This is a genomic window from Streptomyces sp. NPDC051041 (genome assembly GCF_044456065.1).
Classification (GTDB): domain Bacteria; phylum Actinomycetota; class Actinomycetes; order Streptomycetales; family Streptomycetaceae; genus Streptomyces; species Streptomyces glaucus.
Genome location: NZ_JBITFM010000021.1, coordinates 103,280 through 124,033, shown reverse-complemented (window position 1 = coordinate 124,033; position 20,754 = coordinate 103,280). Strand labels below are relative to the sequence as shown.

The window sequence follows — 20,754 nt, the reverse complement described above, 5'->3', positions numbered from 1 at the left end:
AGGGTCTCGACGGCGACCCGGGAGGCCGGGTCCTCCTTGAGCAGCGCGTCGAGGATGGTGTCGCTGATCTGGTCAGCGATCTTGTCGGGGTGACCTTCGGTCACGGACTCCGAGGTGAACAGGCGACGGGACACAACGCTCCCTGGGGTTGCAGCGGCTGCTGGCTGATCATGGGCGGACGGCACGGGGAGCTGCACCCGGCGTCGTCCGAGAACAGTTTATCGGTCGCGTTCGGTCACGGGACCCCCGTCTCGTCTCTCGGGAGGGCTGTGACCTGCGGCACGGGCATTCTGCCCAATGGCGAGCGGCCTTGGCCAGGGGCGCCACGCCCGGATGCGCGAGGCCCGGGCGTGTCCCGAGCGGAGGGGATCTTCAGCTCAGCCGCGCGGCGACCAGGTCCCACACCGTGTCGGCCAGGGCCTCCTTCGGCCCGTGCGGCACGGGGGTCTCGCTGCCGTCGGCGCCGAGCACCACGGCCTCGTTCTCCTCGGAGCCGAACGTCTTGCGCTCCCCCACCTCGTTCACCACCAGCAGATCGCATCCCTTGCGCTTCAACTTGGCGCGGCCGTTGGCCAGCACCTCGTCCGTCTCGGCGGCGAAGCCGACGATCACCTGGCCGGGGCGGGCGCGGCTGCCCGAGATCTCCGCGAGGATGTCCGGATTGCGCACCAGGGCGACGGGCTCGGGGTCCTGGTCGTCCTTCTTCTTGATCTTCCCGGCGGCGTAGACCGCCGGACGGAAGTCCGCGACCGCCGCCGCCATGACCACCGCGTCGGCGTCGGCGGCCGCTCCCAGCACCGCCTCGCGCAGCTGTACGGCCGTCCCCACGGGCACGACGTCCACACCCGCCGGATCCGGCAGCGAGGTGTTCGCCGCGATCAGCGTGACGCGGGCGCCGCGCGCGGCGGCGGTGCGGGCGAGGGCGTAGCCCTGCTTGCCGGAGGAGCGGTTGCCGAGGAAGCGGACCGGATCCAGGGGCTCGCGGGTGCCGCCGGCGCTGACGACGACGTGCCGGCCCACGAGGTCCGGCTCGGCCGCGCCCCGGGCGAGCACGCGGCGGCAGACCTCGAAGATCTCCGCCGGGTCGGGCAGGCGGCCCTTGCCGGTGTCGGCGCCGGTGAGCCGGCCGACGGCCGGCTCGATGACGACGGCGCCGCGGCGGCGCAGCGTCGCCACGTTCTCCTGGGTGGCCGGGTGCTCCCACATCTCCGTGTGCATGGCGGGGGCGAAGACGACCGGGCAGCGGGCGGTGAGCAGGGTGTTGGTGAGGAGGTCGTCGGCGAGCCCGTGAGCCGCCCTGGCCAGCGTGTCCGCCGTGGCCGGGGCGACGACCACCAGGTCGGCGTGCTGGCCGATGCGGACGTGCGGGACCTCGTGGACGTCGTCCCAGACCTCGGTGGAGACCGGGTTGCCGGAGAGCGCGGACCAGGTGGCGGCGCCGACGAAGCGCAGCGCGGAGGCGGTGGGGACGACCCGGACGTCGTGACCCGACTCCGTCAGCCTGCGCAGCAGCTCACAGGCCTTGTACGCGGCGATGCCGCCGCTGACCCCCAGAACGACCTTCGGTTTGTCCACCGTCTCTCCCCGGACCTCGGAAACGTGCGCCGCGGCTCCCGGCGCGGGAGTCCATCACACACCGCAGGCCCGGCAGTCGCGCTGCCGGGCCTGTGGAGAAGTCAGCTACGGACTGAGGGAACTACTGCCCCGGGCCCTCGACGGCCTCGGAGGTCAGCAGCCCCGCGTTGATCTCGCGCAGGGCGATCGAGAGCGGCTTCTCGTGGACGTGGGTGTCGACGAGGGGACCGACGTACTCGAGGAGACCCTCGCCGAGCTGCGAGTAGTACGCGTTGATCTGACGGGCACGCTTGGCCGCGTAGATCACGAGGCTGTACTTCGAGTCGGTGGCCTCGAGGAGCTCGTCGATCGGCGGGTTGATGATGCCCTCGGGCGCGGAGATGGAAGAGGACACGCTCTACCTTCCGATGGATGGGAAAGAATCAGTCAGGATCAGCGACGATCACACGACGTCCATCAAGGCTAGCAGCTCGCGCGCCACGTCCTCGACGGAGGTGTTGACCAGGGTCTCGTCGAACTCCGGCTCGGCCGCCAGCTCGATCCTCGCCGCCGCGAGACGGCGTTCGATCACCTCGGGCGGCTCGGTCCCGCGTCCGGTGAGTCTGCGCACGAGCTCCTCCCAGGAGGGCGGAGCCAGGAACACCAGCCGGGCCTCCGGCATGGACGCGCGGACCTGCCGCGCGCCCTGCAGGTCGATCTCCAGCAGGACCGGCTCGCCCGCCTCCAGGCGCTCCAGCACGGCCGCACGCGGCGTGCCGTAGCGGTTGCCGGCGAACTCGGCCCACTCCAGCAGTTCGCCGTTGGCGATGAGCTTGTCCATCTCCTCGTCGGTGACGAAGAAGTAGTGGACCCCGTGCTGCTCACCGGGCCGGGGCCTGCGCGTCGTCGCCGACACGGAGAGCCAGACCTCGGGATGTTCCTTGCGCATATGGGCGACGACCGTGCTCTTGCCGACCCCGGAGGGGCCGGAGAGCACGGTCAGCCGCGGACGTTCACTCATGCAGCGATTATTCCAGCAATCCCGGCGGACCCGGGACTCCCTTCCGGCCGCGGCCGGGGTCAGGAGCCCGTGCTGCCGAACTCGCGCTCCAGGGAGGCGATCTGGTTGGAGCCGAGGCCGCGCACACGACGGCTCTCGGAGATGCCGAGTCGCTCCATGATCTGCTTGGCGCGGACCTTGCCCACGCCCGGCAGGGACTCAAGGAGGGCGGAGACCTTCATCTTGCCGATGACGTCGTTCTCCTGGCCCTGCTTGATGACCTCGTGGAGGGAGGCGCCGGAGTGCTTGAGTCGATTCTTGACCTCGGCCCGCTCCCGGCGAGCCGCGGCGGCCTTTTCGAGCGCGGCTGCGCGCTGTTCAGGGGTAAGGGGCGGAAGAGCCACGCCTACGTCACCTCGGATGTCGAACTGTCGGATACGGACCGGTGAGGAACCTAGTCGCCCCACACCTGGGGAGCCACGAACAACACGCTTGCCCGTTCTCTCCCCCTGCCTCGAGGGCATGGAGGTGCTCCCACTCGTCGGAGACTAGCGGGCAAGTCCGCCAGAGTCAGCGAGAACAGCGGAAAAGTCCTGGTCAGCCTCCGTGAGGTCGGGCATTGAGGACATAATGCCCTCGTTTTGAGCTTGTATCCAGGCCCAGGTCGGCCCCGAGCCGTCCGATGGAGGACTCCCGCATTCCACCACGGCGCCCCCGCAGGGGTCACCCGCGGGCGACCGCGGCCCGGATCTCCTCCGCGAACCGGTCCGCGGCGGCGCGCAGCGCGCCGGCGTCCGGACCGTGCCGCAGCACGCCCCGGCTGACGTTCGGCACGACGTTGCGCACCGCGGCGCGGAACACCCGGGGGAGGTCGGCCGGGGTGGCCCCCTGGGCGCCGATGCCGGGCGCCAGGAGCGGGCCGTTGATGTCCAGGTCGTACGCGGACAGGTCGCCGAGCGTGGCGCCGACCACCGCGCCGAAGGAGCCCAGGGGCTCCTCCCCCGCGTTCTCGGCGGCCAGGTGGGCCAGCATGGTGGCGCCGACGCCGCGGCCGTCGGCGCGGACCGCGTGCTGGACCTCGCCGCCCTCCGGATTGGAGGTCAGCGCCAGCACGAACAGCCCCGCGCCGCTCTCGCGCGCCAGCGCGACGGCCGGGCTCAGCGAGCCGTAGCCGAGGTACGGGGAGACGGTGAGCGCGTCCGAGAACAGCGGGGCGTCCCGGTGCAGGAAGGACTCGGCGTACGCGGCCATGGTGGAGCCGATGTCGCCGCGCTTGGCGTCCATCACGACCAGCGCGCCGGCCTCCCGGGCCTCGCGCACCGTCGTCTCCAGGACGGCGATGCCGCGCGAGCCGAACCGCTCGAAGAACGCGCTCTGCGGCTTGAGCACGGCGACCCGGCCGGCCAGCGCCTCGACGACGGTGCGGCTGAACCGCTCCAGGCCCGCCACGTCGTCGGCCAGGCCCCAGTCGGCGAGCAGCGAGGCGTGCGGGTCGATGCCGACGCACAGGGGGCCGCGTTCGTCCATGGCGCGGCGCAGCCGCGCTCCGAAGGCCTCGGTCATGCCGTCCTCCTCACATCGGCGCCGACCGCGTCGGCGAGGGTGGCGTACGGGCTCCGGCGCAGGCGTGCGGCGAGCCCCTTGTGGACGGCGCGGGCCCAGAAGGGCCCCTCGTAGACGAAGGCGCTGTAGCCCTGGACGAGCGTGGCGCCGGCGAGGATGCGCTGCCAGGCGTCCTCGGCGGTCTCGATGCCGCCGACGCCCACCAGGGTGATGCGGTCGCCCACGCGCGCGTAGAGGCGGCGCAGCACCTCCAGGGAGCGCGCCTTCAGGGGCGCCCCGGACAGCCCCCCGGTCTCCTTCACCAGGGACGGCGGGGCCGTCAGACCGAGTCCCTCGCGCGCGATGGTGGTGTTCGTGGCGATGATCCCGTCCAGACCCAGCTCGACGGCGAGGTCGGCGACGGCGTCGACGTCCTCGTCGGCGAGGTCCGGCGCGATCTTCACCAGCAGCGGGACGCGGCGGTTCGGCACCCGGCGGTCGGCTGCCTCGCGGACGGCGCTCAGCAGGGGGCGCAGCCGGTCGACGGCCTGCAGGTCGCGCAGGCCGGGCGTGTTGGGCGACGACACGTTCACGACCAGGTAGTCGGCGTACGGCGCCAGCCGCTCGGCCGACTTCACGTAGTCGCCGACGGCCTCGGCCTCCGGCACCGCCTTCGTCTTGCCGATGTTGACGCCCACCACGGTCCGGAAGACGGGCCTGCGGGCGGCCAGCCGTGCGGCGACGTCCAGCGAACCGTCGTTGTTGAAGCCCATGCGGTTGATCAGCGCCCGGTCGGCGACGAGCCGGAACAGCCGCTTCCTGGGGTTGCCGGGCTGCGGCTCCCCCGTCACGGTGCCGATCTCGACGTGGTCGAAGCCGAGCATCGCCATCCCGTCGATGCCGGCCGCGTTCTTGTCGAAGCCGGCGGCGAGCCCGAAGGGGCCGTGCATGCGCAGCCCGAACGCCTCGGTGCGCAGTTCCTCGTGGCGGGGCGCGAGCGCGGCGGCGAGGAAGGTGCGCAGCACCGGGATGCGGGCGGCGAGGCGGATCCAGCGGAAGGCCAGGTGGTGGGCCCGCTCGGGGTCCATCCGCTGGAAGACCAGGCGGAAGAAGAGCTTGTACATGGTGTGGGTGTCCCGGGTGTCCTCGTCCAGGGGCCCGTGGGAGGGCTGTGAAGGGGGCTCATGAAGAGGGGGACACCGTTCCCGGTGTCCCCCTCGGGTCCGTCAGTCGCGGGCCGCGATCAGGAATTCCGCGTGTTCCTGGAGGGAGCGGACGCCGACGTCGCCGTGGTGGAGGGCGTCGATGCCCTGGACCGCGGCGGCCAGGGCCTGGACGGTGGTCAGGCAGGGCACGGAGCGGGCCACGGCCGCGGTGCGGATGTCGTAGCCGTCCAGGCGGCCGCCGGTGCCGTAGGGGGTGTTGACGATGAGGTCGACCTCGCCGTCGTGGATGAGCTGGACGATGGTCTTCTCGCCGTTCGGGCCGGGGCCCTCGGACTGCTTGCGCACCACGGTGGCGTGGATGCCGTTGCGCTTGAGCACCTCGGCGGTGCCGGAGGTGGCCAGCAGCTCGAAGCCGTGCGCGACCAGCTCACGCGCCGGGAAGATCATCGAGCGCTTGTCCCGGTTGGCGACCGAGATGAACGCCCGCCCCTTGGTCGGCAGCGGCCCGTAGGCGCCCGCCTGGGACTTGGCGTAGGCGGTGCCGAAGACGGAGTCGATGCCCATCACCTCGCCGGTGGAGCGCATCTCCGGGCCCAGGACGGTGTCGACGCCCCGGCCGGAGGCGTCCCGGAACCGGCTCCAGGGCAGCACGGCCTCCTTGACGGAGATCGGCGCGTCCAGCGGCAGCTCGCCGCCGTCCCCGCGGGCCGGCAGCAGTCCCTCGGCGCGCAGCTCGGCGATGGTCGCGCCCAGCGAGATCCGGGCGGCGGCCTTGGCCAGCGGCACCGCGGTGGCCTTGGAGGTGAAGGGCACGGTGCGCGAGGCGCGCGGGTTGGCCTCCAGGACGTAGAGGATGTCCCCGGCCATGGCGAACTGGATGTTGATCAGACCGCGCACGCCGACCCCGCGCGCGATGGCCTCCGTGGAGGTCCGCAGCCGCTTGATGTCGAAGCCGCCCAGCGTGATCGGCGGCAGCGCGCACGCGGAGTCGCCGGAGTGGATGCCGGCTTCCTCGATGTGCTCCATCACGCCGCCGAGGTACAGCTCCTCGCCGTCGTACAGCGCGTCGACGTCGATCTCGATCGCGTCGTCGAGGAACCGGTCCACCAGCACCGGCCGGGACGGGCTGATCTCGGTCGACTCCGCGATGTAGGACTGGAGCCGGGTCTCGTCGTACACGATCTCCATGCCCCGCCCGCCCAGCACGTAGGAGGGGCGGACCAGGACCGGGTAGCCGATCTCGTCGGCGATCGCCTTGGCCTCGGCGAAGGTGGTGGCGGTGCCGTGCTTGGGGGCCGGCAGGCCCGCCTCGGCCAGCACCCGCCCGAAGGCGCCCCGGTCCTCGGCCGCGTGGATCGCCTCCGGAGGCGTGCCGACGATGGGCACGCCGTTGTCCTTCAGCGCCTGCGCCAGGCCCAGCGGGGTCTGCCCGCCCAGCTGCACGACGACGCCCGCGACGGGGCCGGCCTGCCGCTCGGCGTGCACGATCTCCAGCACGTCCTCCAGCGTCAGCGGCTCGAAGTACAGCCGGTCGGAGGTGTCGTAGTCGGTGGAGACCGTCTCCGGGTTGCAGTTGACCATCACCGTCTCGTACCCGGCCTCGCTCAGCGCGAAGGAGGCGTGCACGCACGAGTAGTCGAACTCGATGCCCTGGCCGATGCGGTTCGGCCCCGACCCCAGGATGATCACGGCCGGCTTCTCGCGCGGGGCGACCTCGCTCTCCTCGTCGTAGGAGGAGTAGAAGTACGGCGTCTTCGCGGCGAACTCCGCCGCGCAGGTGTCGACCGTCTTGTACACCGGGCGGATGCCCAGCGCGTGCCGCACCTCGCGCACCACGTCCTCGCGCAGGCCGCGGATCTCGGCGATCTGCTGGTCGGAGAAGCCGTGCCGCTTGGCCTCGGCGAGCAGGTCCGCGGTCAGCTCCGGGGCGGCCGCCAGGTCGTCGGCGATCTCCTTGATCAGGAAGAGCTGGTCGACGAACCAGGGGTCGATCCGCGTGGCCTCGAAGACCTCCTCCGCCGTGGCGCCCGCGCGGATGGCCTGCATGACCGTGTTGATCCGGCCGTCGGTGGGGCGCCGGGACTCCTGAAGCAGCCGGTCCTTGTCGCCGGGGTCGCCGACGAAGGTGAACTGGCTGCCCTTCTTCTCCAGCGAGCGCAGCGCCTTCTGGAACGCCTCGGTGAAGTTGCGGCCGATCGCCATCGCCTCGCCGACCGACTTCATCGTCGTCGTCAGCGTCGAGTCGGCCTGCGGGAACTTCTCGAACGCGAACCGGGGCGCCTTGACGACCACGTAGTCCAGGGTCGGCTCGAAGGAGGCCGGCGTCTCCTGCGTGATGTCGTTCGGGATCTCGTCCAGGGTGTAGCCGACGGCGAGCTTGGCCGCGATCTTGGCGATCGGGAAGCCGGTCGCCTTGGAGGCGAGCGCCGAGGAGCGCGACACGCGCGGGTTCATCTCGATGACGATCACCCGCCCGTCGGCCGGGTTCACCGCGAACTGGATGTTGCAGCCGCCGGTGTCCACGCCGACCTCGCGGATCACCGCGATGCCGACGTCCCGCAGGATCTGGTACTCCCGGTCGGTCAGCGTCATCGCCGGCGCCACCGTGATCGAGTCACCGGTGTGCACGCCCATCGGGTCGAAGTTCTCGATGGAGCAGACGACCACGACGTTGTCGTGCTTGTCGCGCATCAGCTCCAGCTCGTACTCCTTCCAGCCGAGGATGGACTCCTCCAGGAGCACCTCGGTGGTGGGCGAGAGCGCGAGACCGGTGCCCGCGATGCGGCGCAGCTCCTCCTCGTCGTGCGCGAAGCCGGAACCGGCGCCGCCCATGGTGAAGGAGGGGCGGACCACGACCGGGTAGCCGCCGAGCTCCTCGACGCCGGCGAGGACCTCGTCCATGGTGTGGCAGATGACCGAGCGGGCGGACTCGCCGTGCCCGATCTTCCTGCGGACCTCCTCCACGACCTCCTTGAACCGCTCGCGGTCCTCGCCCTTGTGGATGGCCTCGACGTTGGCGCCGATGAGCTCGACGCCGTACTTCTCCAGGACCCCGCTCTCGTGCAGCGAGATCGCGGTGTTGAGGGCCGTCTGGCCGCCCAGGGTGGGCAGCAGGGCGTCCGGCCGCTCCTTGGCGATGATCTTCTCGACGAACTCGGGGGTGATCGGCTCGACGTAGGTGGCGTCGGCGATCTCCGGGTCGGTCATGATCGTCGCCGGGTTGGAGTTGACCAGGATGACGCGCAGGCCCTCGGCCTTGAGCACGCGGCACGCCTGGGTGCCGGAGTAGTCGAACTCGGCGGCCTGGCCGATGACGATCGGGCCGGAGCCGATGACCAGGACGGACTGGATATCGGTGCGCTTAGGCACGCTGGCCCTCCATGAGCTTCACGAAGCGGTCGAACAGGTAGGCGGCGTCGTGCGGGCCGGCCGCCGCTTCGGGGTGGTACTGGACGCTGAAGGCCGGCTTGTCGAGGAGCCGGAGGCCCTCCACCACGTTGTCGTTGAGGCAGACGTGGGAGACCTCGGCGCGGCCGAAGGGGGTCTCGGAGACCTCGTCGAGCGGGGCGTCGACGGCGAAGCCGTGGTTGTGCGCGGTGACCTCGACCTTGCCGGTCGTGCGGTCCTGCACGGGCTGGTTGATGCCGCGGTGGCCGTACTTCAGCTTGTAGGTGCCGAAGCCGAGCGCGCGGCCCAGGATCTGGTTGCCGAAGCAGATCCCGAACAGCGGGGTGCCGCGCTCCAGGACGCCCTGCATGACGGAGACGGGGTGGTCGGCGGTGGCGGGGTCGCCGGGGCCGTTGGAGAAGAACACCCCGTCCGGGTCCACGGCGTACACGTCCTCGACGGTCGCCGTGGCGGGCAGCACGTGCACCTCGATGCCGCGCTGGGCCATGCGGTACGGGGTCATGCCCTTGATGCCCAGGTCGACCGCGGCGACGGTGAGCCGCTTCGCGCCGATCGCCGGGACGACGTACGGCTCGGTGGTGGCGACCTCGGCGGACAGGTCGGCGCCCGTCATCTGGGGAGCCTCCTGGACGCGGGCCAGCAGCGTGGCGTCGTCCCGGATCGCGTCGCCGCTGAAGATGCCCACGCGCATGGCGCCCCGCTCGCGCAGGTGCCGGGTCAGCGCCCGGGTGTCGACGCCGGCGATGCCGACCACGCCCTGCGCGGCCAGTTCCTCGTCCAGCGTGCGCCGGGCGCGCCAGCTGGACGGCACGCGCGCGGGGTCCCGTACGACGTACCCCGCCACCCAGATCCGCCTCGACTCGGGGTCCTCGTCGTTGACGCCGGTGTTGCCGACGTGCGGGGCGGTCATCACCACGACCTGGCGGTGGTACGACGGGTCGGTGAGGGTCTCCTGGTAGCCGGTCATGCCGGTGGAGAACACCGCCTCGCCGAAGGTCTCCCCCACCGCTCCGTAGGCACGGCCGCGGAAGATCCGGCCGTCCTCCAGGACGAGTACGGCGGGAGTCTTGCCGGCTCCCCTTGTGGAGGTCGTCATCGTTCGGCGCCTTCCGTCGTGTTCGTGTTGCTCATGGAGTTGATCGCGTCGACCCACGCGTTGTGCTCGGCCGCCCGGTCGGAGCGGAAGCCGGAGTCGATCAGTTTCCCGCCGTGGGCCCAGGTCACCACGAGGAGACCGCCCTCGGTGAGGACCTTGCCGGCGATGCCCTTGTCGAGCCGGGCACCGCGCAGCGCGGCGGCGGGGACGAAGAAGTCCGTCGCGCCGGGGCGCACGACGTCCAGGCCCGCGTCCGTCAGCGTGAGCTCGACACGGCTGCGGGTGCCCAGGCCGTGCGCCACGATGCGGTCCAGCCACTGCCCGGCGGTGGTCGAGCCGTGGTAGCGGCCGCTCGTCGTCAGTCTCGGCTCGCCCGGTTCGACGGGCGCGACGGGCAGGTCGGGCAGGTCGCCCTGGAGGGTGCCGCGCCACTTCCAGCCCTCGCGCATCAGCCAGTAGACGAGCGCGACGAACAGGGCGAGGCCGACGACCCAGCCGATGCGGGCCGCCCAGTCGGTCACTTCCGCCGATTCCCTCTCGGCGGCCAGCAGGATCACAGGTGTCATGTGAGCTTCCCGTCGACGAGCGTGGCCTTGCCCCGCAGCCAGGTGTGCGTCACACGGCCCGGCAGCTCGCGCCCCTCGTAGGGGGTGTTGCGGCTGCGCGAGGCGAAGTCCGCGGGGTCCACCCGGCCACGGTATGCCGTGTCGACGAGGACGAGGTTGGCGGGCTCACCTGCCGAGACGGGACGGCCGTGCCCGGTGGCCCGGCCGATCCGCGCGGGCGTGAAGGACATCCGGTCGGCGACGCCGGCCCAGTCCAGCAGGCCCGTGTCGACCATGGTCTCCTGGACCACCGACAGCGCGGTCTCCAGGCCGACCATGCCCATGGCGGCGGCGGCCCACTCGCAGTCCTTGTCCTCGTGCGGGTGCGGGGCGTGGTCGGTGGCGACGATGTCGATCGTGCCGTCGGCGAGCGCCTCGCGCAGCGCCATCACGTCGCGCTCGGTGCGCAGCGGCGGGTTGACCTTGTAGACCGGGTCGTAGGTGCGCACCAGCTCGTCGGTGAGCAGGAGATGGTGGGGGGTGACCTCGGCGGTGACCTGGATGCCGCGGGACTTGGCCCAGCGGACGATCTCCACGGACCCGGCGGTCGACAGGTGGCAGATGTGCACGCGGGAGCCGACGTGGTCGGCGAGCAGGACGTCGCGGGCGATGATCGACTCCTCGGCCACCGCGGGCCAGCCGCCGAGCCCCAGCTCGGCGGAGACGACGCCCTCGTTCATCTGGGCGCCCTCGGTCAGGCGCGGCTCCTGCGCGTGCTGGGCGACGACGCCGCCGAAGGCCTTCACGTACTCCAGGGCCCGGCGCATGATCACGGCGTCGTGGACGCACTTGCCGTCGTCGGAGAAGACGGTGACGCCGGCGGCCGACTCGTGCATGGCGCCCAGCTCGGCGAGGTTGCGCCCCTCCAGGCCGACGGTGACGGCGCCGACGGGCTGCACGTCGCAGTAGCCGTGCTCCCGGCCGAGCCGCCAGACCTGCTCGACGACGCCGGCCGTGTCGGCCACGGGGAAGGTGTTCGCCATGGCGAACACGGCGGTGTAGCCGCCGGAGGCCGCCGCGCGCGTGCCGGTGAGCACGGTCTCGGAGTCCTCACGGCCGGGCTCGCGCAGGTGGGTGTGCAGGTCGACCAGGCCCGGCAGCAGCACCTTGCCGTCGGCCTCGACGACCTCGGCGCCCCCGGCGCTCAGGCCCGCGCCCACCTCGGCGATGGTCCCGCCGTCGATCAGCACGTCCTGCGGTGCGCCGCCGAGCACCCGCGCACCGCGGATCAGGGTCTTGCTCATGGTCTTACTTCTCCTCCGTGGTGCGGGTGTGGGTGACGGCGGGTTCGTTGCCCCCGAGCAGCAGGTAGAGCACGGCCATCCGGATGGAGACGCCGTTGGCGACCTGCTCGACGACGGTGCAGCGGTCGGAGTCGGCGACCTCGGCGGTGATCTCCATGCCGCGGACCATCGGGCCGGGGTGCATCACGATGGCGTGCTCGGGCATCCGCGCCATGCGGTCGCCGTCGAGGCCGTAGCGGCGCGAGTACTCGCGCTCGGTCGGGAAGAAGGCGGCGTTCATGCGCTCGCGCTGGACGCGCAGCATCATCACCGCGTCGGACTTGGGCAGCGTGGAGTCGAGGTCGTACGACACCTCGCACGGCCAGGACCCGACGCCGACCGGCAGCAGGGTCGGCGGGGCGACCAGGGTGACCTCGGCGCCGAGGGTGTGCAGCAGGTCGACGTTGGAGCGGGCGACCCGGCTGTGCAGGACGTCGCCGACGATCGTGACGCGCCGGCCGGCGAGGTCCTGGCCGATCCCGGCGTCCCGCCCGACCAGGCGGCGGCGCATGGTGAAGGCGTCCAGCAGGGCCTGGGTGGGGTGCTGGTGGGTGCCGTCGCCGGCGTTGACGACGACGGCGTCGATCCAGCCGGAGTTGGCGAGGCGGTACGGGGCGCCGGAGGCGCCGTGCCGGATGACGACGGCGTCGACGCCCATGGCTTCCAGGGTCTGGGCGGTGTCCTTCAGGGACTCGCCCTTCGACACCGACGACCCCTTGGCGGAGAAGTTGATGACGTCCGCGGACAGCCGCTTCTCGGCGGCCTCGAAGGAGATCCGGGTCCGCGTGGAGTCCTCGAAGAAGAGGTTGACGATCGTGCGGCCGCGCAGGGTCGGCAGCTTCTTGATCGGCCGGTCGGCGACCCTGGCCATCTCCTCGGCGGTGTCGAGGATCAGGACGGCGTCGTCGCGGGTGAGGTCGGCGGCCGAGATGAGGTGACGCTGCATCGTGCAGGCTCCGTAAGGAAGTTCATTCAGGAGAATTCGGGCACGCGGGGGCGTGCGGGGACGGCCGTACGACGGCGGCGTACGGCCCTGCGTCAGTGCTGCGTGCCCGCGGCGGTCCGCCTCGCGCCGAGCAGCACGGTGTCGCGGCCGTCCTCCTCGGCGAGCTGGACCTTGACCGTCTCCCGCAGCGACGTGGGGAGGTTCTTGCCGACGTAGTCGGCGCGGATGGGCAGCTCGCGGTGGCCGCGGTCGACGAGGACCGCGAGCTGCACCGCGCGGGGGCGCCCGATGTCGTTCAGCGCGTCGAGGGCGGCGCGGATGGTGCGGCCGGAGAAGAGCACGTCGTCGACGAGGACGACCAGCCTGCCGTCGACGCCGTCACCGGGGATCTCGGTGCGGGCCAGCGCACGCGGCGGGTGCATGCGCAGGTCGTCGCGGTACATGGTGATGTCGAGCGAGCCGGAGGGGACCTTGCGCTCGGTGATCTGCTCCAGCTTGACGGCGAGCCGCCGGGCGAGGAAGACGCCCCGGGTCGGGATGCCGAGGAGCACGACGTCGTCGGCGCCCTTGGCGCGTTCGACGATCTCGTGGGCGATGCGGGTCAGCACCCGCGCGATGTCGGGCCCTTCGAGAACGGGCCGCGCATCGGACTGCGTGTCCATACGAAACGGACCTCCTTCTCCGCCTCACGGGACGGACCTTAAAGGACGTCGGAATTGCGTCATCCACGGTAGCAGGCTCCGCCGGCCGCTCCGTTCACCCCCCGGGCGTCTCTTTTTCACCCGCTCGGCCCAGCGGACCGCCGATATCACGGAAGGAGCGGTGCGGACCATCCGGCTTGACGCGAGAGAGTAACGCTGCGTAACCTCACAGTGAGTTACCAGCCGCGCGGCCTGGACATCGAGCCAGTCGCGTCGACACAGTGTCCGGGGAGCCATATGTCCAGCGAATACGCCAAACAGCTCGGGGCCAAGCTCCGGGCGATCCGCACCCAGCAGGGCCTTTCCCTCCACGGTGTCGAGGAGAAGTCCCAGGGACGCTGGAAGGCCGTCGTGGTCGGCTCGTACGAGCGCGGCGACCGTGCCGTGACCGTGCAGCGCCTCGCCGAGCTGGCGGATTTCTACGGCGTTCCCGTGCAGGAGCTGCTTCCGGGCACCACGCCGGGCGGCGCCGCCGAGCCGCCGCCGAAGCTGGTCCTGGACCTGGAGCGGCTGGCCACCGTGCCGGTCGAGAAGGCGGGCCCGCTGCAGCGGTACGCCGCCACGATCCAGTCTCAGCGCGGTGACTACAACGGCAAGGTGCTCTCGATCCGCCAGGACGACCTGCGCACGCTCGCCGTCATCTACGACCAGTCGCCCTCGGTCCTGACCGAGCAGCTGATCAGCTGGGGCGTGCTGGACGCGGACGCGCGCCGCGCGGTGGCGTCCCACGAGGAGAGCTGAGCTTCCCCGCCTTCCGCAGAAACGTGGCGCCCGGGGGGGGGGGGGCGGGCACGGGGGGGCGCCCCCCCCCCCCGGGGGGGGGGGGGGGGGGGGCCCCGGGGGGGGGGGGGGGCGCCCCCGCCGGGGGGGGGGGGGGCCCCGGGGCGGGCCCGCCCCCCCCCGCCCGCCCCCGCCCGGGGGGGGGGGGGGGGGGGGACGCCCCGGGCCCCCCCCCCCCCGGCGGCTTTGTGCGGGCGTCGGGAGCCTCGGGGGCGGGGCAAAGAGCGCCCGGGCGTGTCGGAGGGCCCGCAGCAGTCGTGCTGCGGGCCCTCCCGCGCTGCGTGCCTGTGCGGCCTGGCCGGTCTCTCACGCCTCTTCGCGGCGCAGCGAGGGCTTCAGGTCCTTCAGGCGGCCGAGCAGGCCGTTGACGAACGAGGGCGACTCGTCCGTGGAGAACTCCTTCGCCAGCTGCACCATCTCGTCGAGGACGACGGCGTCCGGGGTCTCGTCGACCCAGATCAGCTCGTAGGCGCCGAGGCGCAGGATGTTCCGGTCGACGACCGGCATCCGGTCGAGCGTCCAGCCGACCGCGTACTGGGCGATCAGCTCGTCGATGCGCTTCGCGTGCTCCGCGTAGCCCTCGACGAGCTGCATCGTGTACTCGCTCACCGGCGGCTGCCGGGGGTCGGTCCGGGAGAGCCGGATCCAGTCCGCGAGGACCGTCTGGACGTCGGCGCCGCGCTGGTCGCCCTCGAAGAGGATCTGGAAGGCGCGCTTGCGAGCCGTGTTGCGGGCGGCCACGGTTAGCTGTTCACCCGGCCGAGGTAGTCGCTGGTGCGGGTGTCGACCTTGATCTTCTCACCGGTGGTGATGAAGAGCGGCACCTGGATCTGGTGACCGGTCTCCAGGGTGGCGGGCTTGGTGCCGCCGGTGGAACGGTCGCCCTGGACGCCCGGCTCGGTCTCGGCGACGGTCAGCTCGACGGCGGCCGGGAGCTCGACGAAGAGCACCTCGCCCTCGTGCTGGGCCACGGTGGCCTCGAAGCCCTCGATCAGGAAGTTGGCGGCGTCGCCGACGACCTTGCGGTCGATGTGCAGCTGGTCGTAGGTCTCCAGGTCCATGAAGACGAAGTAGTCGCCGTCCATGTAGGAGAACTGCATGTCCCGCTTGTCGACGGTGGCGGTGTCGACCTTGACGCCGGCGTTGAACGTCTTGTCGACGACCTTGCCGGAGAGCACGTTCTTGAGCTTGGTGCGCACGAAGGCCGGGCCCTTGCCGGGCTTGACGTGCTGGAACTCGACGACGGACCAGAGCTGGCCGCCTTCGAGCTTGAGCACCATGCCGTTCTTGAGGTCGTTCGTGGAAGCCACGGTTGCGGAATCTCCTGGACTGACGTGGACGACCCCGGGGCACGGGCCGAGCGGCGCCGGGGAGGTCCGGGTGCGTTCCCGCGTCGTTCGGTGCGTGCTCCCGGTGTGCCGGACGAAGGTCCCCGGAGCGGAGCTGCCGGGGGCTTCGAGCGGTGCGGCGGGAGTGCGTGCCGGGCGGCGGGGGGACGTGCCGGGACTTCCCTGGGTCACTACAGCGCGAGCAGCTCCTTGGTCGTGATGGTGAGTAGCTCGGGTCCGCCGTCCGCCTCGGGGCGGACGACGAGCGTGTCATCGATCCGGACGCCGCCCCGGCCCGGGAGGTGGACCCCCGGTTCGACGGTGACCGGCACGCAAGCGTCCAGTTTACCCATGGCCGCCGGGGTCAGCTGCGGGTCCTCGTCGTTTTCCAGTCCGACTCCGTGCCCCATGGTGGCGGGGAGGCCCTCCGCGTACCCGGCGGAGTCCAGCACCTGACGTGCGGCACGGTCCACGTCGCGGCAGGAGGCGCCGGGGACCAGGCTCTCCCGGCCGGCGCGCTGGGCGGCGAAGACGAGGTCGTACAGCTCGATCTGCCAGTCGGCGGGCGAGGTGCCGATGACGAACGTACGGCCGATCTCGCAGCGGTAGCCGCGATAGGCGGCCCCCAGGCAGACGGAGAGGAAGTCGCCCTCCTCGACCCGCCGGTCGGTGGGCCGGTGACCGCGCCGGCCGGCGTGGGGGCCGGCGGCCACGGAGGTCGGGAAGGCGGGCCCGTCGGCGCCGTGGTCGACGAGCCGCCGCTCCAGTTCCAGCGCGAGGTGCCGTTCGGTGCGGCCGACGAGGATGGACTCCAGCAGTTCGCCCAGGGCCTGGTCGGCGATCTCGGCGCCGATCCTCAGGCAGGAGATCTCCTCCTCGTCCTTCACGACCCTGAGCTGCTCGACCGCGCAGCCCAGGTCGGCCGGCCGCAGCCGGGGCGCGACCGCGCGGACGGCCCGGTGCCGGGCCACGGTGAGGTGGTGCTCCTCGACGGCGAGCGAGTCGGCGCCCTGGGCCGCGGCCAGGCCGGCGGCGACGACGGCCGGGTCGCCGCCCGGTGACGGCAGGGTCTGCACCCGCAGGGCCTCGTCGAGCCGCCCCGGTACGGAGGGGTCGCCCGGGGGGCCGGCGCACACCAGCAGGTCCTCGGTCCTGCCCAGCAGCAGGACCGCGTCCCGCGGGGCGGCGCCCGCGAGGTAGCGCACGTTGGCGGGCCGGGACACCAGCGCCGCCGCGCTGCCGCCCGCGTTGCAGCGTTCCCGTAGCCGCGTCCGGCGGGCCGCGTACACCTCTGACATGTGCCGAGCCTACGAGCCGCGACCGGGTGGCGCCGGTCGAGCGGGGCCGACCGGGCGGTGGCCGGGGGCGGCGGAGCGGCACGTCCGCGCGCAGGGCGTCCGCCGGTGCCGGCCGCGGGGACCGCGCCCGCCCCGGCTACGGCGGGCCCGTCCCCGCGGCGGCTACCACTTGGGCGGGCTGGCCAGCGAGCGGGCGAGCACGTCGTCCAGGACCCGGGCCGTCTCCGGGACGCCGAGCTGGGAGTTGTCGATGATGGGCAGGCCGGAGCCGTACCAGCCGGCCATGCGGCCGTGGATGCGGGCGACCTCCTCGTCGGTGAGGCGGCGGTTGCCGGTGCGCTCGGCGTTGCGCTCCAGGACCACGTCCAGGCCGGGCAGGAGGACCACCGGCAGCAGGCCGGGACCCACATGGCGTTTCCAGCCGCCGAGCCCGACGACGGGACGGTCGGGGAAGACGGCGTCGTCGAGGATGCACGAGATGCCGTTGGCGAGGAAGTTGCGCGCGGCGAAGCCGCAGGTGCGGCGGGCCAGGCGGTACTGGGCCTCGGAGTTGTCGTTCCACCCCGACTGGGGGTCGGCGAAGCCCGAGCGGACCCATTCGCGCACGTCGTCGAGGCTGATGTGGGCGGTGGGGACCCGGCGGTGGTCCGCCCAGTACTTGGCGACGCTGGTCTTCCCGGCGCCCGCGGGCCCGATGAGCAGCACGGCGAGCGTGGCGGTGCCCGGGTCGGGGGCGGCGGGCGCGGCCGGGGGCGCGCCGGACGCGGCGACGGGGCCGCCGGGCGGCAGCGGTAGGTGCCCGGTGGTGTCCGGCGCGGGCGGTACCGGGACGTGCCGCGGGGCCGCGGGGTGCGGGGCCGGTGCGGGCGGGGGCCCGGGATACCCCGGTGCGGGAGGCGGCGGGGGCACGGGGGCGGGGCCCTGGTGCGCGCCCGGGTGATGCGGACCCGGGTGGTGTGCGGCCGGCGGCCAGCCGGCGGCCGGTCCGTGCCCCGGCTGGTGGGGCGGCGGCAGCGGAGAACCCACTGCGTGCTGCATCCGGTGCCACTCCGTCTCGTACAGGCGATGGGCGCTGACAGCGGGGTACCCGCTCTCCCCCACAGCCTAAAGGGCGTGGGGGCCGCCCCCGGCCGAACGGTACCGCCCCCTGCCGTCGTCCGGTGAACGACCGGGGGCGGCCCGAAGTGCCCGCCGCCGCAGGGCGGACGGGGGCGGGCGGCGGCCGGGGCGCCTACTGTCCGACTTCGCCGTACGCGGCGAGCAGCACGGCCGGGTCGGGGCCCTCCAGGACGGTGGGCTTGGCCAGGCCGTCCAGGACGATGAAGCGCAGCAGGTCGCCGCGGGACTTCTTGTCGACCTTCATCGCCTCCAGCAGCTTGGGCCACTGGTCGTAGCGGTAGTGCAGCGGCAGTCCGACCGCTTCGAGGACGGTGCGGTGGCGGTCGGCGGTGGCGTCGTCCAGGCGGCCCGCGAGACGGCCGAGTTCGGCGGCGAAGTGCATGCCCACCGACACCGCGGCACCGTGGCGCCACTTGTAGCGCTCGTTCTTCTCGATGGCGTGGCCGAGGGTGTGCCCGTAGTTGAGGATCTCGCGCCGGCCCGACTCCTTCAGGTCGGACGAGACGACGTCGGCCTTGACCCGGATGGACCGCTCGATCAGCTCGGCGGTGTGCGGGCCGGCCGGGGTGCGGGCGGCCTGGGGGTCGGACTCGATGAGGTCGAGGATCACCGGGTCGGCGATGAAGCCCGCCTTGATGACCTCCGCGAGGCCCGAGACGTAGTCGTTGACCGGCAGCGAGTCCAGCGCGGCCAGGTCGCACAGGACGCCGGCCGGCGGGTGGAAGGCGCCGACGAGGTTCTTGCCCTCGGCGGTGTTGATGCCGGTCTTGCCGCCGACGGCCGCGTCGACCATGGCCAGCACGGTCGTCGGGACGGCGATCCAGCGCACCCCGCGCAGCCAGGTCGCGGCCACGAATCCGGCCAGGTCGGTCGTGGCGCCGCCGCCGACGCCGACGACGACGTCGGTGCGGGTGAACCCGGACTGGCCGAGCGCCTTCCAGCAGTAGGCGGCGACCTCGGCGGTCTTGGCCTCCTCGGCGTTGGGCACCTGGATGGCGATCGCCTCGTAGCCCTGCTCGGCCAGGTCGGCCCGGAGCGCGTCACCGGTCTCGGCGAGCGCCTCGGGGTGGACGACGGCGACCCGCCTGGCCTTCGGTCCGACCAACCCGCCCAGTTCACCGAGCAGTTGGCGGCCCACCAGGACCTCGTACGGCTCGGTGCCCGCGGTGCCGCCCACCTGGATGCGGGTGACTGCCTCGCTCATGCTTCCTTCAACTCCAGTGCGTCCAGGACGGCTCGGGTGACTTCCTCGGGGGTGCGCCCGTCGGTCGGTACGACGGCGGTGGCGACCTCCTCGTACAGGTGCCGGCGCGCCTCCATCAGCTCCCGCCACTGCTTGCGCGGGTTGACCGCCAGCAGCGGGCGGGCCGTGTTGAGGCCGGTCCGCCGCACCGCCTCCTCCACGTCCATCGACAGGTACACCACCCGCCGGCCGGCCAGCAGGGCGCGCGTGCCGGCGTCCAGGACCGCGCCGCCGCCCAGGGCCAGGACGCCGTCGTGCTCGGCGACCGCCCGGGTCACCGCCTCCTTCTCCAGCGCCCGGAAGGCCGCCTCGCCCTCGTCCACGAAGATCTCGGCGATGGTGCGGCCCTGCGCGGCCACGATGTCGTCGTCGGTGTCCCGGTAGCCGGCCCCGAGCCGCTCGGCCAGCAGCCGGCCGACGGTGGACTTGCCCACCCCCATCGGGCCGACCAGGACGATCAGCGGCGAGCTCATCGGACGGCCAGGTTCTCGAGGTAGCTCCGCACGTTGCGGCGGGTCTCGGTCACGCTGTCGCCGCCGAACTTCTCCGCGACCGCGTCCGCCAGCACGAGGGCCACCATCGCCTCGGCGACGATGCCGGCCGCCGGCACCGCGCACACGTCCGAGCGCTGGTGGTGGGCCTGGGCCGGCTCGCCCGTGGTGACGTCCACCGTCCGCAGCGCCCGCGGCACGGTCGCGATCGGCTTCATCGCCGCCCGCACCCGCAGCAGCTCACCGGTGGACAGTCCGCCCTCGGTGCCCCCGGACCGCCCGGTGGCCCGCCGGATGCCCTCGTCCGTGGTGACGATCTCGTCGTGCGCCTGGGAGCCGGGCACCCGCGCCAGCTCGAACCCGTCGCCGACCTCGACGCCCTTGATCGCCTGGATGCCCATCAGCGCCGCCGCCAGCCGCGCGTCCAGCCGCCGGTCCCAGTGGACGTGCGAGCCGAGGCCCACCGGCACGCCGTACGCCAGCACCTCGACCACGCCGCCGAGGGTGTCGCCGTCCTTGTGGGCCTGGTCGATCTGGGCGACCATCGCCTTGGAGGCGTCCGCGTCCAGGCAGCGCACCGGGTCGGCGTCCAGCTTCTCCACGTCGGCCGGGGTCGGGTACACGCCGTGGGGCGCCCTGGCGTCCGCCAGCTCCACGACGTGGGAGACGATCTCGACGCCGGCCGTCTCCTTCAGGTACGACCGGGCCACCGCGCCGAGCGCCACCCGGGCCGCGGTCTCGCGGGCGGAGGCGCGCTCCAGGATCGGCCGGGCCTCGTCGAACCCGTACTTCTGCATGCCGGCCAGGTCGGCGTGGCCGGGACGCGGCCGGGTCAGCGGGGCGTTGCGGGCCAGGCCCGCCAGCACCTCCGGGTCGACCGGGTCGGCCGCCATGACCTGCTCCCACTTGGGCCACTCGGTGTTGCCCACCATGATCGCCACCGGGGAGCCCAGGGTGAGACCGTGCCGGACACCGCCGAGGAAGGTCACCTCGTCCCGCTCGAACTTCATCCGCGCACCGCGCCCGTAGCCCAGCCGCCGCCGCGCGAGGTGGTCCGCCACCATGTCCGTGGTGATCGGCACGCCGGCGGGAAGACCCTCCAGCGTCGCGACGAGTGCGGGACCGTGGGACTCCCCCGCGGTCAGCCAACGCAGCCTGCTCAACGGTGCTCCTCAGTGCTCGCGCCCCGGTACT

The 20,754-nt window shown here is 72.7% G+C and carries 21 protein-coding genes; 1 reads left to right on the top strand and 20 read right to left on the bottom strand.

What is annotated here, in order from left to right:
- The 13 genes from ACIBAI_RS25975 to pyrR all read right to left on the bottom strand — a co-directional run.
- On the bottom strand, positions 1-134 hold a 134-nt coding region (locus ACIBAI_RS25975), incomplete at its 3' end, for an S-adenosylmethionine synthetase N-terminal domain-containing protein (protein WP_399037885.1).
- A gap of 238 nt (positions 135-372) precedes the next feature.
- Positions 373-1,575, bottom strand: coding sequence for a bifunctional phosphopantothenoylcysteine decarboxylase/phosphopantothenate--cysteine ligase CoaBC (gene coaBC / locus ACIBAI_RS25970; protein WP_399037877.1), 1,203 nt, complete (start codon positions 1,573-1,575; stop codon positions 373-375).
- 121 nt (positions 1,576-1,696) lie between these two features.
- Positions 1,697-1,969, bottom strand: coding sequence for a DNA-directed RNA polymerase subunit omega (gene rpoZ, locus ACIBAI_RS25965; RefSeq protein WP_004933985.1), 273 nt, complete (start codon positions 1,967-1,969; stop codon positions 1,697-1,699).
- 48 nt (positions 1,970-2,017) lie between these two features.
- The gene (gene gmk, locus ACIBAI_RS25960) at positions 2,018-2,575 is read right to left on the bottom strand and encodes a guanylate kinase (protein ID WP_399037875.1); all 558 of its coding nucleotides are present in this window, start codon (positions 2,573-2,575) and stop codon (positions 2,018-2,020) included.
- A 59-nt stretch (positions 2,576-2,634) separates the two neighbouring features.
- Positions 2,635-2,958, bottom strand: a complete 324-nt coding sequence (locus ACIBAI_RS25955) for an integration host factor (protein WP_003977346.1) — start codon at positions 2,956-2,958, stop codon at positions 2,635-2,637.
- Positions 2,959-3,277: 319 nt separating this feature from the next.
- Entirely contained in the window at positions 3,278-4,117 is an 840-nt protein-coding gene (gene pyrF, locus ACIBAI_RS25950) for an orotidine-5'-phosphate decarboxylase (RefSeq protein WP_399037873.1), read from the bottom strand.
- Positions 4,114-5,220 (bottom strand): quinone-dependent dihydroorotate dehydrogenase, encoded by a 1,107-nt coding sequence (locus ACIBAI_RS25945; protein ID WP_399037871.1) that lies wholly within the window; start codon positions 5,218-5,220, stop codon positions 4,114-4,116. Before ACIBAI_RS25945 ends, pyrF begins: the two co-directional genes overlap by 4 nt.
- Before the next feature lie 102 nt (positions 5,221-5,322).
- The gene (gene carB, locus ACIBAI_RS25940) at positions 5,323-8,631 is read right to left on the bottom strand and encodes a carbamoyl-phosphate synthase large subunit (RefSeq protein WP_399037868.1); all 3,309 of its coding nucleotides are present in this window, start codon (positions 8,629-8,631) and stop codon (positions 5,323-5,325) included.
- On the bottom strand, positions 8,624-9,766 hold the full coding sequence (carA, locus tag ACIBAI_RS25935; RefSeq protein ID WP_399037866.1) for a glutamine-hydrolyzing carbamoyl-phosphate synthase small subunit: 1,143 nt from the start codon (positions 9,764-9,766) through the stop codon (positions 8,624-8,626). The genes carB and carA overlap by 8 nt, the downstream gene beginning before the upstream one ends.
- Complete coding sequence (locus ACIBAI_RS25930; RefSeq protein ID WP_399037864.1) at positions 9,763-10,332, bottom strand: hypothetical protein; 570 nt, start codon at positions 10,330-10,332, stop codon at positions 9,763-9,765. The genes carA and ACIBAI_RS25930 overlap by 4 nt, the downstream gene beginning before the upstream one ends.
- Entirely contained in the window at positions 10,329-11,615 is a 1,287-nt protein-coding gene (locus ACIBAI_RS25925; protein WP_399037861.1) for a dihydroorotase, read from the bottom strand. Before ACIBAI_RS25925 ends, ACIBAI_RS25930 begins: the two co-directional genes overlap by 4 nt.
- A 4-nt stretch (positions 11,616-11,619) precedes the next feature.
- The gene (locus ACIBAI_RS25920) at positions 11,620-12,600 is read right to left on the bottom strand and encodes an aspartate carbamoyltransferase catalytic subunit (protein WP_399037859.1); all 981 of its coding nucleotides are present in this window, start codon (positions 12,598-12,600) and stop codon (positions 11,620-11,622) included.
- Positions 12,601-12,692: 92 nt separating this feature from the next.
- Positions 12,693-13,262 carry a bifunctional pyr operon transcriptional regulator/uracil phosphoribosyltransferase PyrR gene (gene pyrR / locus ACIBAI_RS25915; RefSeq protein ID WP_399037857.1) on the bottom strand — a complete coding sequence of 190 codons (570 nt, stop codon included), beginning with the start codon at positions 13,260-13,262 and terminating at the stop codon, positions 12,693-12,695.
- A 276-nt stretch (positions 13,263-13,538) separates the two neighbouring features.
- On the opposite strand from pyrR, the gene bldD reads away from it, so the two are divergent.
- On the top strand, positions 13,539-14,042 hold the full coding sequence (gene bldD, locus ACIBAI_RS25910) for a transcriptional regulator BldD (RefSeq protein WP_344606358.1): 504 nt from the start codon (positions 13,539-13,541) through the stop codon (positions 14,040-14,042).
- 345 nt (positions 14,043-14,387) lie between these two features.
- On the opposite strand, the gene nusB is transcribed toward bldD, so the two are convergent.
- The 7 genes from nusB to aroC form a co-directional block, all read right to left on the bottom strand.
- A complete protein-coding gene (nusB, locus tag ACIBAI_RS25905; RefSeq protein ID WP_399037853.1) occupies positions 14,388-14,822 on the bottom strand; it encodes a transcription antitermination factor NusB in 435 nt (144 codons plus the stop codon).
- Positions 14,823-14,824: 2 nt separating this feature from the next.
- Positions 14,825-15,391 carry an elongation factor P gene (gene efp / locus ACIBAI_RS25900; RefSeq protein ID WP_399037851.1) on the bottom strand — a complete coding sequence of 189 codons (567 nt, stop codon included), beginning with the start codon at positions 15,389-15,391 and terminating at the stop codon, positions 14,825-14,827.
- A gap of 209 nt (positions 15,392-15,600) precedes the next feature.
- A complete protein-coding gene (locus ACIBAI_RS25895; RefSeq protein WP_399037849.1) occupies positions 15,601-16,707 on the bottom strand; it encodes an aminopeptidase P family protein in 1,107 nt (368 codons plus the stop codon).
- Positions 16,708-16,869: 162 nt separating this feature from the next.
- Positions 16,870-17,745 (bottom strand): Pro-rich N-terminal domain-containing protein, encoded by an 876-nt coding sequence (locus ACIBAI_RS25890; protein ID WP_399037848.1) that lies wholly within the window; start codon positions 17,743-17,745, stop codon positions 16,870-16,872.
- Positions 17,746-17,938: 193 nt separating this feature from the next.
- Entirely contained in the window at positions 17,939-19,030 is a 1,092-nt protein-coding gene (gene aroB / locus ACIBAI_RS25885; RefSeq protein WP_399037846.1) for a 3-dehydroquinate synthase, read from the bottom strand.
- Positions 19,027-19,542, bottom strand: coding sequence for a shikimate kinase (locus ACIBAI_RS25880; protein WP_399037844.1), 516 nt, complete (start codon positions 19,540-19,542; stop codon positions 19,027-19,029). Before ACIBAI_RS25880 ends, aroB begins: the two co-directional genes overlap by 4 nt.
- Positions 19,539-20,723 carry a chorismate synthase gene (aroC, locus tag ACIBAI_RS25875; RefSeq protein ID WP_399037842.1) on the bottom strand — a complete coding sequence of 395 codons (1,185 nt, stop codon included), beginning with the start codon at positions 20,721-20,723 and terminating at the stop codon, positions 19,539-19,541. Before aroC ends, ACIBAI_RS25880 begins: the two co-directional genes overlap by 4 nt.
- Between the last annotated feature and the right edge of the window lie 31 nt (positions 20,724-20,754).

What these genes read in the sequence shown, in the direction of transcription:
- pyrR (WP_399037857.1), bottom strand. Translation starts at nt 13,262, where the DNA reads ATGGACACGCAGTCCGATGCGCGGCCCGTTCTCGAAGGGCCCGACATC.
- ACIBAI_RS25880 (WP_399037844.1), bottom strand. Translation starts at nt 19,542, where the DNA reads ATGAGCTCGCCGCTGATCGTCCTGGTCGGCCCGATGGGGGTGGGCAAG.
- ACIBAI_RS25930 (WP_399037864.1), bottom strand. Translation starts at nt 10,332, where the DNA reads ATGACACCTGTGATCCTGCTGGCCGCCGAGAGGGAATCGGCGGAAGTG.
- ACIBAI_RS25925 (WP_399037861.1), bottom strand. Translation starts at nt 11,615, where the DNA reads ATGAGCAAGACCCTGATCCGCGGTGCGCGGGTGCTCGGCGGCGCACCG.
- pyrF (WP_399037873.1), bottom strand. Translation starts at nt 4,117, where the DNA reads ATGACCGAGGCCTTCGGAGCGCGGCTGCGCCGCGCCATGGACGAACGC.
- aroB (WP_399037846.1), bottom strand. Translation starts at nt 19,030, where the DNA reads ATGAGCGAGGCAGTCACCCGCATCCAGGTGGGCGGCACCGCGGGCACC.
- bldD (WP_344606358.1), top strand. Translation starts at nt 13,539, where the DNA reads ATGTCCAGCGAATACGCCAAACAGCTCGGGGCCAAGCTCCGGGCGATC.
- ACIBAI_RS25890 (WP_399037848.1), bottom strand. Translation starts at nt 17,745, where the DNA reads ATGCAGCACGCAGTGGGTTCTCCGCTGCCGCCGCCCCACCAGCCGGGG.
- gmk (WP_399037875.1), bottom strand. Translation starts at nt 2,575, where the DNA reads ATGAGTGAACGTCCGCGGCTGACCGTGCTCTCCGGCCCCTCCGGGGTC.
- ACIBAI_RS25895 (WP_399037849.1), bottom strand. Translation starts at nt 16,707, where the DNA reads ATGTCAGAGGTGTACGCGGCCCGCCGGACGCGGCTACGGGAACGCTGC.
- ACIBAI_RS25920 (WP_399037859.1), bottom strand. Translation starts at nt 12,600, where the DNA reads ATGCAGCGTCACCTCATCTCGGCCGCCGACCTCACCCGCGACGACGCC.
- carA (WP_399037866.1), bottom strand. Translation starts at nt 9,766, where the DNA reads ATGACGACCTCCACAAGGGGAGCCGGCAAGACTCCCGCCGTACTCGTC.
- ACIBAI_RS25945 (WP_399037871.1), bottom strand. Translation starts at nt 5,220, where the DNA reads ATGTACAAGCTCTTCTTCCGCCTGGTCTTCCAGCGGATGGACCCCGAG.